This window comes from Ruminococcus sp. 1001136sp1 (genome assembly GCF_039841815.1).
Taxonomy (GTDB): domain Bacteria; phylum Bacillota; class Clostridia; order Lachnospirales; family Lachnospiraceae; genus Blautia_A; species Blautia_A faecis.
Genome location: NZ_JBDPGY010000001.1, coordinates 116,945 through 130,810, shown reverse-complemented (window position 1 = coordinate 130,810; position 13,866 = coordinate 116,945). Strand labels below are relative to the sequence as shown.

Annotated in this window: 12 protein-coding genes; 4 read left to right on the top strand and 8 right to left on the bottom strand. The window is 45.8% G+C overall.

Going from position 1 to position 13,866, the window contains the following annotated elements; all coding sequences use genetic code 11:
• Positions 1-12: 12 nt before the first annotated feature.
• The 3 genes from ABHC48_RS00645 to ABHC48_RS00635 are packed head-to-tail and all read left to right on the top strand — an operon-like array spanning position 13 to position 3,121.
• Complete coding sequence (locus ABHC48_RS00645) at positions 13-873, top strand: class I SAM-dependent methyltransferase (RefSeq protein ID WP_195698958.1); 861 nt, start codon at positions 13-15, stop codon at positions 871-873.
• Positions 870-1,487, top strand: a complete 618-nt coding sequence (locus ABHC48_RS00640; RefSeq protein ID WP_195698959.1) for a GNAT family N-acetyltransferase — start codon at positions 870-872, stop codon at positions 1,485-1,487. Before ABHC48_RS00645 ends, ABHC48_RS00640 begins: the two co-directional genes overlap by 4 nt.
• On the top strand, positions 1,484-3,121 hold the full coding sequence (locus tag ABHC48_RS00635; RefSeq protein ID WP_243284453.1) for a SpoIIE family protein phosphatase: 1,638 nt from the start codon (positions 1,484-1,486) through the stop codon (positions 3,119-3,121). Before ABHC48_RS00640 ends, ABHC48_RS00635 begins: the two co-directional genes overlap by 4 nt.
• Positions 3,122-3,201: 80 nt before the next feature.
• Here ABHC48_RS00635 and upp read toward each other — a convergent pair whose 3' ends face one another.
• The 3 genes from upp to ABHC48_RS00620 form a co-directional block, all read right to left on the bottom strand.
• A complete protein-coding gene (gene upp / locus ABHC48_RS00630; protein ID WP_118579383.1) occupies positions 3,202-3,831 on the bottom strand; it encodes a uracil phosphoribosyltransferase in 630 nt (209 codons plus the stop codon).
• A 432-nt stretch (positions 3,832-4,263) separates the two neighbouring features.
• On the bottom strand, positions 4,264-4,326 hold the full coding sequence (locus ABHC48_RS00625; RefSeq protein WP_334285435.1) for a DUF6783 domain-containing protein: 63 nt from the start codon (positions 4,324-4,326) through the stop codon (positions 4,264-4,266).
• A gap of 30 nt (positions 4,327-4,356) precedes the next feature.
• Positions 4,357-4,422, bottom strand: a complete 66-nt coding sequence (locus tag ABHC48_RS00620) for a DUF6783 domain-containing protein (protein WP_334285434.1) — start codon at positions 4,420-4,422, stop codon at positions 4,357-4,359.
• Between the two features lie 54 nt (positions 4,423-4,476).
• Here ABHC48_RS00620 and ABHC48_RS00615 point away from each other — a divergent pair, with 54 nt between their 5' ends.
• Positions 4,477-5,832, top strand: a complete 1,356-nt coding sequence (locus tag ABHC48_RS00615) for a uracil-xanthine permease family protein (RefSeq protein WP_195698960.1) — start codon at positions 4,477-4,479, stop codon at positions 5,830-5,832.
• A gap of 283 nt (positions 5,833-6,115) precedes the next feature.
• On the opposite strand, the gene ABHC48_RS00610 is transcribed toward ABHC48_RS00615, so the two are convergent.
• The 5 genes from ABHC48_RS00610 to ABHC48_RS00590 form a co-directional block, all read right to left on the bottom strand.
• Entirely contained in the window at positions 6,116-7,006 is an 891-nt protein-coding gene (locus ABHC48_RS00610) for a TPM domain-containing protein (protein WP_195698961.1), read from the bottom strand.
• 13 nt (positions 7,007-7,019) lie between these two features.
• On the bottom strand, positions 7,020-8,108 hold the full coding sequence (locus ABHC48_RS00605) for a hypothetical protein (RefSeq protein ID WP_118579330.1): 1,089 nt from the start codon (positions 8,106-8,108) through the stop codon (positions 7,020-7,022).
• Positions 8,109-8,134: 26 nt separating this feature from the next.
• Positions 8,135-9,508 (bottom strand): SPFH domain-containing protein, encoded by a 1,374-nt coding sequence (locus ABHC48_RS00600; protein ID WP_195698962.1) that lies wholly within the window; start codon positions 9,506-9,508, stop codon positions 8,135-8,137.
• Between the two features lie 577 nt (positions 9,509-10,085).
• A complete protein-coding gene (locus ABHC48_RS00595) occupies positions 10,086-11,738 on the bottom strand; it encodes a CapA family protein (RefSeq protein ID WP_195698963.1) in 1,653 nt (550 codons plus the stop codon).
• 230 nt (positions 11,739-11,968) lie between these two features.
• Complete coding sequence (locus ABHC48_RS00590) at positions 11,969-13,738, bottom strand: DUF885 domain-containing protein (protein ID WP_195698964.1); 1,770 nt, start codon at positions 13,736-13,738, stop codon at positions 11,969-11,971.
• Between the last annotated feature and the right edge of the window lie 128 nt (positions 13,739-13,866).

Genomic DNA, 13,866 nt, shown 5'->3' with positions numbered 1-13,866 from the left:
AGGAGACAAGTAGTGCAAAGTCAGTTAGTATTTCAGGAAGAAAAAGAGAGGGAACGACTGAGAAGACAGAATTTGCTGTTGTCACAGGCAGAGAAACCTGCGTTAGAGCATTTTTTTAAGGGGAAGCCAGAACTTTCTGTTCTGGATATTGGTTGCAATGATGGAGCCCGAACCTTTCACCGCTTTTCAGATGACAGGATTTCCAGGGTGATTGGCCTGGAGTATAATCAGCAGCTTGTGGAAAGAGCCAACAGTCAGTACGGAAATACTAAATTTTCTTTTTATCAGATGGATGTGGATCGGGATTCGTTTTCCGCGGATTTTCAGAAGCTATGCACGGAACCGGAAGACAGAGAATTTGATCTGATCTGTCTTTCTTTTGTATTAATGCATTTGCATGATGGGGAAAAGCTGCTTCGCACATTGAAGAATTTTTTGAAAAAAGGCGGAGTGATTTTTATCACAGAAAGCAATGACCGCATATCCACTTTGGCTCCAGATGAAAAGAATCTTCTTGGACAGTTTCTGGATATCTTAAAAGAGGACAAATACGCAGGAAAAAGAGAAACCGGTCAGGCCGTTCCCGGCTGGCTGACCAACTGCGGATACGATCATATCCATGTCTGGTGCAAGGGGATTTCCGCTGCCAAAGGCGAACAGCAGCAAAAAGAAGATATTTTCCAGACCTTTTTTTCCTATTTGCCCGAGGATGTGGAAATCTTGCTGGCAGAAGAACCGGATAACAGAAAATATCAGGACTGGCAGAACTGGCTGAAGAAGAATTATGAAGAGCTTCAGCAGCTGATTCTGAGTGAGGAATCGGAGATTACAATGGGCATGCAGATTTTGTCCTGTGAGAAGGGAAGCTTATGACACAAAAGACAGGGAGGTTTGGGGCTTCTGGCAGAGAATTTTGTCTGTGTTCATTGGAAAAAGAGGATATTGAGGAAACACTGCAGCTTATGGACCGGTGCGTAGGCGAAAATCTGTATCAGAAAGAAGAGCTTGAGCAGGCCATTGGAAGCAGTGAACGGGCATTCCTTCTGCTGAGAACTGCAGAAGGAGAACTTGCAGGATATATTTATTACTATCTTACCAATGAGAAGAAGATTGCAGAGGATACCAGGCTTACGGAACAGAAAATCCAACGGGTATGCCAGCAGGATACTTTGGCACCTGTTGGCAAGATTCAGTCAGTAGGAATAAAAGAAGCATTTCGCAGACAGGGGCTGGCAGTTTGGCTTATGAAGTATGCGTTGAGGCAGTTTGCGGAGAAGGGCATAGGGGAAGTGTTTATCATCTGCTGGAATGCAGGCGGTAAAGTTCCTCTGGAAAGGGCACTTCAGGAATGCAGGTTTGTTCATCTTTTTTCTGCAAAGATGATCTGGTATAATAAAAAAGAACTTTATTGTCCATATTGCAAAGGACGCTGCAAGTGTGATGCAGAGGTCTATTTTAAGAAAGTTAAGGAAAGGAATTGCAAATGAAAATAAAACTTCTTCCTAAATTTATACTTTCACTTGGCGTGATCGGTGTAATCCTTACCATTGCCATTTCTCTTTTCAGCTATAGAAGCTCCAGATCCTATCTGGAAAATCTATATGCACAGAGGGTAATGACGAACAGCAATAGTATTGCAGATATGATGTCGGTTTCGGATGTGAAGAAAATCCTGGCAGAAGGTGGGGACAAGACAGAAGAATATTCGGAAATGGTTACGTTGTTTAACAAGCTGAAAAAGGACGGCGATGTTACATATCTGTCTCTGGTTGTTCCGGATGAAGACAGTGTTCATTTCTACATAGATGCCCTGGTTGAGGAATTGGGAGATGATCCTGCGAATCAGATTGCCTATGGAAGTGACATTTTGTACACTGACGCTGCAAATCCTGATGATCCTGCTGACATGGAGAAATATATTACCATATGGAACCAATATCAGCAGAATAAAGGTGTGGATCATCCGCTTGTGACGGACAACAGCTATGGCTATAATTACACGGGTATTTCGGTGATTCTGGACGAGAATGGAAAGGCTCTAGCAGAAATTCAGTATATTCTGGATATGAAAGAGGTCAGGAATTATCTGAATTCCTTTCTTATCAATATGTTTCTGATTTCTTTTTGCATTATCGCAGTGACGATGGCCGCGTATATTGTCTTTGTGCGAAAGACAATCACCAGACCGATCAGCAGGCTGGCTAATTTTACCCAGGAGATTACAGAGAGCGGAAAGTTTGAGAATCAGAGAATTACCATGAAAACTGGTGATGAGATCGAGGCACTAAGTGACTCTTTTAACTTTATGATGGAAGAGCTTGAAAATTACATTGCCAATCTGTCCAAAGTGACTGCCGAGAAGGAGCGAATCGGCACTGAGCTGGATATTGCCAGGAATATTCAGGCATCCATGCTGCCATGTATTTTCCCGGCCTTTCCGGATCGTAAGGAATTTGATATTTATGCAACTATGACACCTGCAAAAGAAGTTGGCGGTGATTTTTACGATTTCTTCATGGTAGATGAGACACATCTGGCAATTGTTATGGCCGATGTATCCGGAAAAGGTGTTCCGGCTGCGCTCTTTATGGTCATTGGAAAAACGCTTATCAAGGATCACACTACACCAGGAAGAGATTTGGGGGAGGTTTTCTCTACTGTAAATAATCTTCTTTGTGAGGCAAACAGTGAAGGCTTGTTTATCACTGCTTTTGAAGGTGTGCTGGATCTGGTGACAGGAGAGTTCTGTTTCGTAAATGCTGGACATGAAATGCCGTTTATCTGTAAAGCAGGCGCCAGTTTTGAGGCATATAAGATCCGTCCAGGCTTTGTCCTCGCCGGATTTGAAGATATGAACTATAAAGCCGGCAGTATGACGCTGGATGTGGGAGATTTGATCTTCCAGTATACAGACGGTGTGACTGAGGCTACAAATGTAGAAAATCAGCTTTATGGAATGGAGCGTCTGGAGCAGGTTCTGAATCGTGTAAAAGACAGAACACCATCAGAAATTCTGCCTGAAGTGAAAAAAGATATTGATGCTTTTGTGGGAGAGGCACCGCAGTTTGATGATATTACCATGCTTTGCGTAGAGTATAAGGCGAAGATGGAAAAAGCATGATCGGGCAAAAAAAGGCTGAATTCTGGAAATGAGATAATTTCCGGAATTCAGCCTTTTTCAAATATGCTCTGGTCAAAAATCTATTTAGTACCAAAAATTCTGTCGCCTGCATCGCCAAGTCCCGGGCAGATATAAGCGCGGTCGTTCAGTTCTCTGTCCAGATGTCCTACATAGATCTGCACATCCGGGTGCACCTCATGAAGTCGTTTCAGACCTTCCGGAGCAGCGATAACAAACATACATTTAATGCTCTTTCCACCATGTTGTTTGATGAAGTTAACAGCGGAGATAGCAGAGCCGCCAGTTGCAAGCATGGGGTCAACCATAACGATGAGACGCTGGTCGATAGGATCCGGAAGCTTACAATAGTACTCATGAGGCTCATGAGTAACCGGGTCACGGTAAAGACCAATATGACCGATCTTGGCAGATGGAACCAGAGTGGTGATACCATTTACCATACCCAGACCTGCACGAAGTACAGGAACAACAGCAAGCTTCTTACCAGAAATCATAGGAGTTCTGCAAGTCTCAATAGGAGTCTCAACTTCAACATCCTCAAGAGGAAGATCGCGAAGAGCTTCAAAACCCATAAGAACTGCAATCTCCTCAATAAGTTTGCGGAATTCATTTGTTCCGGTCTCCTTATTACGAAGAATGGAAATCTTATGCTGGATCAGCGGGTGATCCATAATAAAAACATTGTCCATATCTGAAAAATTTGACATGATAAAAACCTCCGTAGTGTGATAAAGTTGCCATTGCCCTATGCAATAACAATCGTTACTGTTCACTCCGTGATCAGTAACACGCTTCGCGATGCACAGAAATCATGCATTCGCATGATTTCGCGCCGCACTTCTCGGGTTTTCTGTGAACTTTGTTCGCAAAAAACACCTCGCGGAACGTTACCAGTGAACAGGAACTAACAATCCCTTCAGAACTTTTTTCAAATAGGCTCTATAGCGTATTGAAAATGCTTTATGGGAATACTGTAAAAATCATATCGCACTTTCTATAGAAAGTCAATAATTGTAAAAAATTGTCGCATACTTTATACTATAACAAGATTGCTGTTCACAGTATAGACCGTATAGGAAGAAATCATGCGAATGTATGATTTCTGTGCATTGTGAAGCGCGTTACCAGTCAGGTCGTGAACAGGCGCTAGAGCGTGTTTGAAAAATCATTCCCGCAATCTGCACGCCCCACTTTGCGGTATATTTTGCCCGAATTCAGTTGCCGTAGCCCGCTACGGCGCCTTCATCCGGACAAAATCTCCCACAAATTGTGACGCACATCTTGCAGAAAGCCTTTTTCAAACACGCTCTAAGGGAAAAGGAGGAACTATATTTATGAAATTCAGAGTTGAGGGCATTTATGATGCCAAAAAGCTTGGAATCCCACAGATGCTGATCCTGGGACTCCAGCATATGTTCGCCATGTTTGGCGCTACCATTCTGGTGCCGATCCTGGTAAACAACTATTTTCACGGCGAGGGCTTATCCATTCAGGTAACCCTGTTCTGTGCCGGATTTGGAACACTTCTGTTCCATGTACTGACTAAGCTGAAGGTACCTGCATTCCTGGGATCATCATTTGCATTTCTTGGCGGATTCGCCACAGTTGCAGAGCTTGACACCGGAATTTTTGCCAACATGTCTTATGGAGAGAAGCTTCCATATGCATGTGGCGGTGTGTTTGTAGCAGGACTTCTGTATCTGGTACTTGCAATGATCGTCAAGGTAATTGGCGTAAAGCGCGTCATGCGTTATCTGCCTCCGGTTGTAACTGGTCCGATTATTATCTGTATTGGTCTTAGCCTTGCACCGTCTGCAATCAGCAACGCATCCCAGAACTGGATCCTTGCTTTGATCGCACTTGGAACTGTTATTTTCTTCAACATCTGGGGCGTTGGAATGTTCCGTATTATTCCGATTCTGATGGGTATTGTTGTTTCTTATGTGGTTGCCCTGATCATGAATGCCTTGGGTATGACAAACGCAGATGGAAGTGCTATCCTCAGCTTTGCAGGAGTAGCAAGTGCGCCGATCGTAGGTGTTCCGAAATTCTTCCTCTGCAAATTTAACATTACTGCAATCCTTGCAATGGCACCGATCGCAATTGCTTCCATGATGGAGCACATTGGCGATATTTCTGCTATTTCCGCAACGGTTGACCGCAATTTCATCGAAGACCCGGGGCTTCACCGTACACTTCTGGGTGACGGACTTGCAACCTCTCTGTCAGCACTGATCGGTGGACCTGCAAATACAACTTACGGAGAGAACACCAGTGTTCTTGCTCTGAGCCGTGTTTACGACCCGAAGGTAATCCGTCTGGCTGCTATTTATGCAGTTATCCTCAGCTTTATCCCGAAGATGGCTGAGGTGATCAGTTCCCTTCCGTCTGCGATCATCGGTGGTATCAGTTTTATTCTTTATGGAATGATCTCTGCTGTTGGTGTCCGTAATGTAGCTGAGAACAAAGTAGACCTGACACGTTCTCGTAACCTGGTTATTACAGCGGTTATCCTGGTTTGTGGTCTTGGCATTTCCGATGGACTTACATTTACCATCGCAGGCGCACATATTACTCTTACAGGACTTGCACTTGCTGCAATTGTAGGAATCCTGCTGAACGCCGTTCTTCCGGGAAATGACTATGTGTTTGAGACTGCAAAGAAGAAAGAGGAGATGGAAGACGACTGATCCGGCTGGCTTTCCTATATGGTGATGCTGCCGGCAGGTGAAATGTCTGTTTAGCTGATATATAAAAAGAACTCGATTGAAAGTAAATAAATGCGGGAGTCTTTTTCAAAGAGGCTCTAAGTACATTTATTTGCCATGTATGAATCGAGTTCTTTTTTATGTTGTAATAGAAAATGCTGTTGGAATTTCCTATTACCGGGCAGAATCGCACTGCGGCGGATGGGGGAGGTGTCGTTCAAGGTGACCTGCCGCAGGCGGAGAATTCTGCAAGAAGGAATCTTTTTTAGAAGCTTCCGCCTGTACCTCCGTGATCGCTGTCTGAGCTGCCGGAGGAACTGTCACTATCCTTCGGTTTCGCTGTTTTGGTAACTGTGTGATACAGGAAAATATCGTTTGATCTTGTCAGTGCCATACTTCCCTGGCGCACATAATCCACTGCGCTGTCCTGTGTCCGTACGCTTTTCAGCTGGGCTCTCATGCCCATGGTGCACAGAAACGCAAGCACAAGACCGATTCCCAGGGAAATGAGAATCCATATGGGAGAAAAGGGCTCTGTATAAGGCTCCCCGTTAGCAGCCATTTCCAACAGATCCTGACACAGATCTGCGTAGGTATCGAAAGCGCCGTAGAAGTTTTCATCCTTTAACAGAGGCTCTACATTTTCCTTCAGATAAGCAAGTCCGTCATCGTTAAACGCAATCATACCATATCCGTGGGTGGTAATGTGCCATTCACGGTCGCCAATGCTGACCATGAACAGGATTCCGTCGTGGTTTTCGCCGGTTCCGTAACCATTCTCATCGAAGAAATGATCTGTAAAGTAGTTCATCTCATTGCCGTCTTTCGACTCTACTGTGGCAACTGCCACTTCCAGATTGTATTCCCCGGTGATGGCTTCCAGCTTATCCAGAAGCTGGGATTCTTCTTCATCTGTGAGAAGATCCGCCTCGTCCAGGACAAGGGAAAATTCGGAGGCTGCAAAGTCCTGATAAGAGTCATCTTCCTCACTGCCGGATCCGCCAAAGCTGTTGGAAGCTTCGGCCTGTACCGTAACAGCTCCCGTACCTGGCAAAGCAGTAGTAAAAAGCGCATCCGTGCCTGGAATAACTGCACTGAAAAGGCTTCCTGCTCCCAGCACTGCCGCCAGAATAATTCCAAATGATTGTTTTTTCATGGCATGTTCCTCCTTAACAAAATGTGTGAATCAGCCATGCAATGGCGTAAGCAGCAACGGAAAAACCTGCAGTAAGTCCAAGGAACCATTTAGTGAAAATACCTTTATCTACAGGCAGATTTCCTACAAATTTACCAGTCTGTCCGTTCATGCCGAACAGATAGTGGTTGCCCTTCCAGGTGGTGGAAAGAAGCCATACCGGGAAAAGGGCATAGTGGGTTTTACCGCCTTTTAACTGAATACGGGTATCTTCAGGGGTAACGCTGTCATAACCGATGACCGTATCGCGAAAAGCATCCTCAGCGGCTTTTCTTACACGCTGGTTGGCGCGCTCAGCAGATTCTTCTGCGGATACATCATATTTGTCCGCAACGTATCCTGCCAGGTAAGGAGTGGCAAAGTCCACAGCCTCGGAAATTACGTAAGGCTCCAGAGACTCTGTTAAATCATTGTCAATTTTGGAAGAACCGTCTACCGGAATCTGGTCGAACCCGATGTTTCCAGCACGGAAAACAGAGTAATGGCTGGTTTCCGTATAATCATAGTCGCTGTCACTCCAGAAACGGGTCTTGGTGGCATGATAGCGGATATCTGCAGAAGCGTCGGTGTCAAAAAGCCAGAAAGGCACATAAACACCTTTGATCTCGTCAATGTGATTTTCCTTTTTAAATACTTTGGGTAAAAGGATCTTGCCGTGAAGATGTTTGGTCAGACCTTCTTTGGCTGCCTTTTTGTCCAGCTTAAACGGAATGATAAAATCCGGACGCAGGGTACCGGAAAATTTGCCGGACATTACTACCGGATTGCCGCAGAATGGGCAGGAGGAAGCACCTGTGCTTTCATCGGCAACGATTTCTCCGCCGCAGGACTGGCATATGTAAACGGACATTCCGCTGGCTTCATCTTCCTTCCAGGAGTTGTCTGAAGCACTCTCCCAGTTCAATTCATCAGATTGCTGGTTAGCTGCTGCTTCGTTAAATTCTTTGACGGTTTCCATATCAAATTCAGTGTCGCAGTAAGGACATTTCATCTTCTGGAGCGTACTGTTGAATTCGATTGCTCCGCCGCAGCAGGGGCATTTATATTCAAGTAAATCGGACATAGTTCATCTCCTTTTATGCTGCTTTTTTACTGGGTATCGTTTTCATTAAATGGATCGCCACAGTTCGGACAGAATTTCGGCGGATTGGTTGGATCTTCCGGTTCCCAGCCGCACTTGTCACAGCGGTACCGAGGCTTCATAGCCGGTTTCGGGGAACCGCAGTTGGTGCAGAATTTGCCTGTATTTACAGCGCCGCAGGAACAGGTCCAGCTTGCATTTGCTGCAGGTGTCTGAGGCTTTTTCGCGCCGCATTCCGGGCAGAAATTACCGGAAACCAAAGCACCACAGGAGCATTTCCACTGGTCGGCTGCCGGAGCAGAACCGCCTGCCTGAGCCTGGGATACGGCCGGATTTGGCTGTGGTTGTGCCATCTGCTGTGCCTGAGCTGCCTGCTGCTGTCCCATAGCGTAAAGATTCTGTGCGTTAAAACCGCCAGTCATGCCTGCCATATTCATGCCCATGAAACCGGTCATGGCACCGCCAGCGTTGCCTGCTGCTGTCTTCATGGCGTCTGCCTGTGCTCCTGCAAGAGTAGCGGCTGCCATGGCAGGATTGCGGAGGATAGCCATACGCTGAGCTTCTTTGATCATCTGGGCATCTTCCTCAGGAAGAGTGATCGGATTCATGGCAACAGATACGATCACGAGACCACGAAGCTGACTCCATTTCTGGGTGAGAGCCTGGTTCATGGCATCACAGAGCTCCATTGCATGAGCCGGAAGTGCGCTTGGACGGATTCCCTGCTGGGAAATGCTGGCAAATGCCGGCTGAAGAGCTGAGATAAATTCTGTTTTCAGCTGTCCCTCGATCTGCTCTCTGTCGTACTGCTGTTCAAAGTTTCCGCAGACGTTGGAATAGAAGAGAAGCGGGTCTGCAATGCGGTAGGAATAAACACCGCTGCAGCGGACAGAAACATCAATGTCCAGACCGATGTTCTGGTCTACAACACGGAATGGAATCGGGTTCGGAGTTCCGAATTTATTGTCTACCAGTTCTTTGGTGTTGAAATAGTAAACGCGCTGGTCTTTGCCTGTGTCACCGCCGAATGTGAAACGCTTGCCAATGGTGTGGAAAGTGTTCATGATGGCGTCGCCCAGATTTCCGGAGAAAATACTTGGCTCGGTAGAAGCATCGTAGGTGTATTCGCCTGGTTCCGCGCAGATATCAACGATCTTGCCCTGCTCTACGATCATCATACATTGTCCGTCTGCGACTGCGATTCCGGATCCGGTGGTGATAATGTTGTCGCTTCCCTTGGTATTGGAGGAACGTTTGGATGTGCGCTTCTGCCCCTTTACTGCCAGAACGTCATTGTCGATGGCATCACAGTAGAAAAATTCTTTCCACTGATCTGCAAGTGTACCGCCTGCGGCGCCAAGTGCTGCTTTAATAAGTCCCATATTGTAACTCCTTTCTTTTTGACCGGTCAATGACTGGAAAAATTATGTAAACGAATGCCACCTGATGCCAATAGCAGGAGTGCATTGGCGCAGAAACCATGGATTTCATATCTGGTGGTGCCTGTGTGAGCAGACATAGTGGTTTCGTTAATTTGTACAGTCATTGTCCGAAAATGATTTTATTAATTATTCTACATAACGATTCAGCAGACATTATTCCGCGAGGTGTTTTTGTGAACGAAGTTCACAGAAAAAACGAGAAATGCGGCGCGAAATCGTATAAAACATGATTTCTGTGTATCCAGAAGGATATCACTGTGAATGTGCGGAATCGTTACTACTCTACTATAAATTTTATCTGATTTTGTCTGAAAAAACAACCTATATGTGATAAATGACTGGTTTTCGTGACAATAAGACATAGATACTATCTGATTTGCAGTAAATAGGAATTGTATACCAGCCATTTGATGACAAAAAAATGTTTGGAATGCCGGAATAACAAAAATCTGCAGCCTATATATTATAGTACTGCAGATTTTGTCATTAGTAATATTGAACCTGGTATGGGGCACATTTAACCTTCTGAATTGTCATCAGATGCGTCTGAGCTGTCTGATCCGGAATTGCCTGATCCAGAGCCGTCAGAACTGGAACTGCTTTGGGTGGCAAGTGTCTGATAGTACCAGGAGGAGGTGATGGAATCATTATCCTCCACGTAATTTCCGTTGGAATCCAGCATATTTCCGTCGGAATCAAATGTGACATCCAGAAGATCCGTCTTAGTAGATGGTGTGACGTTCATGGACATGATTTCATCATATTTTGTCTGAAGGTTTTCCAGGGAAAACTCATCTCCGATGGACTGGCGGACGCTGTGTGCAGATGCTAGAGCGTCTGTATAATCGTCCAGCTTATATGGTGCATATTCCAGGGTATCGTAGCTGTAATGCATAACCAGCGGTGTCAGTGTGGCATCTTGGATCTGGATGCTGGTCTGGTCGCCGTCTACAGTCTTCTGAATGGTAAAGGCTGCCATTCCGCCAAGAAGCTGCTTCAGTGTTTCCTGACCGGTAACAAAGTTGCCAAGGGAGTAGTAGATCAGCATGTTGTGACCAGAGTCATCTGTAAGGTAGCCATATGGCTGGAGCACATTCGGATTGGTTCCGATCACAACGTCAACACCCTGCTCCATAAGGAAGTTGGCCCATTCTTTTTCGTATTCGGTAGGCATTGGTTCTTCGGTCTTGCCCCAGTTTGCAGAGAAAATCACACAGTCTGCGGAAGCTTTGGCCTGTTTGATGGCGGCTGCAACATCGGCAGTATTGAATGTGTCAATCATGGAGCCTTTGCTGGAAGATGATGTAGCTGCGCTTCCGGAGCTGGCTGAACTTCCGGTGGTGTCTGCTGAATTATCGGAAGCAGAACTGTCAGTACCGTCTGTTGAGCCGTCGGTACCACCTGCTGAGTTATCAGAAGCAGAGCTGTCCGTGCTGTCTGTGGAGCTATCGGATCCTGTGGAGTCTCCGGAAGTGTCAGAACTATCGGAGATTCCGGACTGGCTTCCATACGCCGGGAAAGTATAGTCAAGGAATGCAATTTTGATTCCGTTTATCTCTACAATTTTCGCTGTATTTGTACTGGTCTGGCTCTTATGAATACCAACCAGAGTGACATCCGGATGGCTGGTTTCCCAGTAATTTAAAGTTTCGTTGATCATGGAAGAACCATTGTCATCGATCAGTGCTGTGGCAGATGTGACCACATTAAATCCGGCATTTACAAGTGCGTCGCCAACCTCTGTAGGAGTGGCGTAAGGCGCGGTACCGCTGACTGCACTGTGGTCTGTGGTGAAAGGTGTTTCCTGATTGACCATAGCAATGTCGGCAGCCTGTATATCGGATTTCAGATTGGCATAAACACTGTCATAATTCCAGGAGCCGGTTTCTGACTGGCCGGATGCAAGAAGACTTGGCTGAACCAGGTTATCCCCAACTGCAAGAACTGTGGCTGTAGTGACTTCCTGGGTGGTGGCAGCTGCCTCTTCTTCCTTCTGTTTTTGTAAGTCAGCTGCCTTTTTCGCCTGGGCGGCTGGCTGGCGGATCATGGTGTAGTCCATCTGGTTAAACACCAGGCAGAGAACCACCAGAACCGCGATGGATGCCAGAAAGCTGGTTCTGGAATTCAGGCGTTCTTTATAATTTAATGGGAGATTATCTCGTTTTTTCATGATTTTGCCCTTCTCTAATGTAGGAAAATATGACCAGCAGGATCAGAAAATCAGATGGATCCTGCATATTTTCAATGTGAGTTCATTATAGCAAATTATTGTGCTCAAAGAAAGAAGTTATTACATAAATATTTAAAAAAATGTTACAGCATTTCGGGAATTTTCGGGTAATATTGCGCGTGGACCTGACAGGCAGAAGCCGGGCGAAAATACTGCAGCTTCAGAGGCAATCACAATTTCTCGTTCATGTATTTTCGCAAAACCGGAAATTGCACAGGGCCGATTTCCAGTATCTTCTGATGAAAACTTTTCAGATCAAAGTTTTCGCCAAGGAGGGATTGCTGTTCTTCTTTCAGATCCAGAAAATTCAGATATCCCACATAGTATTTCAGATAATTAGCAGGTGTTTCGGTGATATATCGGTAAATCTCGGCCGTGACAGCAGCATCACGGATTCCGAAAAGTTTCAGGAAGCGGGCGGCTTGCGCAGGAGTCCAGCCGTGGTAATGGATTCCCACATCCAACAGGGAGTAAATGCACAGATTCACGCTGCGGTTCAGCCAGGAAAGTCGCGTGCAAGCAGAAACTTCCTGTGAGGATAAGGTGCCGGCAGACAGATAATCTGCTGCATAATCATACGCGTAACTTTCCACATAAGTGGCCCAGCCTTCCACGTATCCGCTGTAATCGATGAGATACCGGATATGGGATGGACTTTGTCGTCCGAAATAAACGGTCTGGTAAAGATGACCGGGGAAGCCTTCGTGCGCCAGCGTGGTAAAAAGCTCCAGATTGGAAATTTGCCGTCCATGATTGATGTAAATAACATTTGGCGCTCCTGTGTCCATTGGCGGTGTCAGGTAAAACGCCGGGCTGAGAAATTCTTCCATGGATTTATGTACAGACCGGATTTCGAAATCTACAGAAGCAGTGGAGGGGAAATCCTGCTGAATATTTTTTTCCAGAAGCTCCATGACCCGTGTGGGCTCCATATCTGGCAAATCCGTTTTCTCATTTAGCAATGTGAGAAGTTGTGGATGCTGTTTCAAAAGTTCTGAAATTTCCTGAGAATCGGTGGAAAGCTGCTGGGTGAGGCGCTTTTCCAGTTTTTCCACAGGTATGTAGATTCCCACCTGGCTTTTTAGAAGATATTGGTAATATTCCTTTCCACCGGAAAAATTGACCAGTCCTCCGGTATTTTTGCCTGTTCCCCGAAGCTGCTCCAGACCTTCTATCAGCGTTTGATATGCGGGGAGAACCTTTTCCTTCAGAATCTGTTTATGGGTCAGGTTCAGCTGTTCCTGGTCCTTTTCGGAAAGCTTTCCATAGGCTTTTAGTTTCTGAGAAAAAATTTCCAGCATATAATTGGAATCCGGGTTTTGAATAAAAGCACGGCACTGGTCCTGAATGCGTTCCAGGGTTTCGTTGCACATAAAAAATCCGGCATCAGATTTTGTCTGTTCAAAGGCGAGAATGCTCTGGAAATATTCTTTTGTGCTGCAGAGCAGATTCAGGTAGTCGGTGATGTCCTGATTGGTGTAGAAGGAGTATTCCGCCAGCAGTACAGGCAGCTGCGCCTGGATCCCGAGGCTTGGGCTAAGCGGCTCTTCCAAAAGATAATTGTCGCCCAGAGAGGCTTCGGTGTGGTAGTAAAGGAGGAGCAGATCAAGGGTCAGGCGATTGGAAGTACTGAGCTTTGACTGGGAAAATTTTTTCAGCTTTTTTACATATTCCTGGCACTGGGCTGAGGCTTTTTCATTGTTGGGATGTATTGTGCCAAGGGTAGCGCGGGGGCGTGAGATGCCCTGTTTTTCCGGATAAGCCAGGGAATAATGAAGATTCAGGGCGTTTCCGGAAACCTCTTTTTCAAATATGGACTCCGCGAAGTTTTCGAAGCGGGCATTTTCGGAGAAGACATGACTGAAAAGCCAGGAAAATGTGAAGCAGAGAATAAGAAAAAAAGCCAGAATAGCGGCGGTGAATTTTGGTCTGTTTGACATAGGATGCCCTCTGCTCTGGGGGATTTCTACTATATTATTGAGAATTTCAGTGTAGTATGCGAAATATTTGGTTCCATGGCTTTAAGGTTATGTGTATTTTGTGTACAAGACTGACGGGAATGACGAAA

Bases quoted from the DNA above. Each gene is read 5' to 3' on its own strand.
- upp (WP_118579383.1), bottom strand. From the start codon at position 3,831: ATGGACAATGTTTTTATTATGGATCACCCGCTGATCCAGCATAAGATT.
- ABHC48_RS00595 (WP_195698963.1), bottom strand. From the start codon at position 11,738: ATGAAAAAACGAGATAATCTCCCATTAAATTATAAAGAACGCCTGAAT.
- ABHC48_RS00600 (WP_195698962.1), bottom strand. From the start codon at position 9,508: ATGGGACTTATTAAAGCAGCACTTGGCGCCGCAGGCGGTACACTTGCA.
- ABHC48_RS00615 (WP_195698960.1), top strand. From the start codon at position 4,477: ATGAAATTCAGAGTTGAGGGCATTTATGATGCCAAAAAGCTTGGAATC.
- ABHC48_RS00635 (WP_243284453.1), top strand. From the start codon at position 1,484: ATGAAAATAAAACTTCTTCCTAAATTTATACTTTCACTTGGCGTGATC.
- ABHC48_RS00640 (WP_195698959.1), top strand. From the start codon at position 870: ATGACACAAAAGACAGGGAGGTTTGGGGCTTCTGGCAGAGAATTTTGT.
- ABHC48_RS00605 (WP_118579330.1), bottom strand. From the start codon at position 8,108: ATGTCCGATTTACTTGAATATAAATGCCCCTGCTGCGGCGGAGCAATC.
- ABHC48_RS00610 (WP_195698961.1), bottom strand. From the start codon at position 7,006: ATGAAAAAACAATCATTTGGAATTATTCTGGCGGCAGTGCTGGGAGCA.
- ABHC48_RS00590 (WP_195698964.1), bottom strand. From the start codon at position 13,738: ATGTCAAACAGACCAAAATTCACCGCCGCTATTCTGGCTTTTTTTCTT.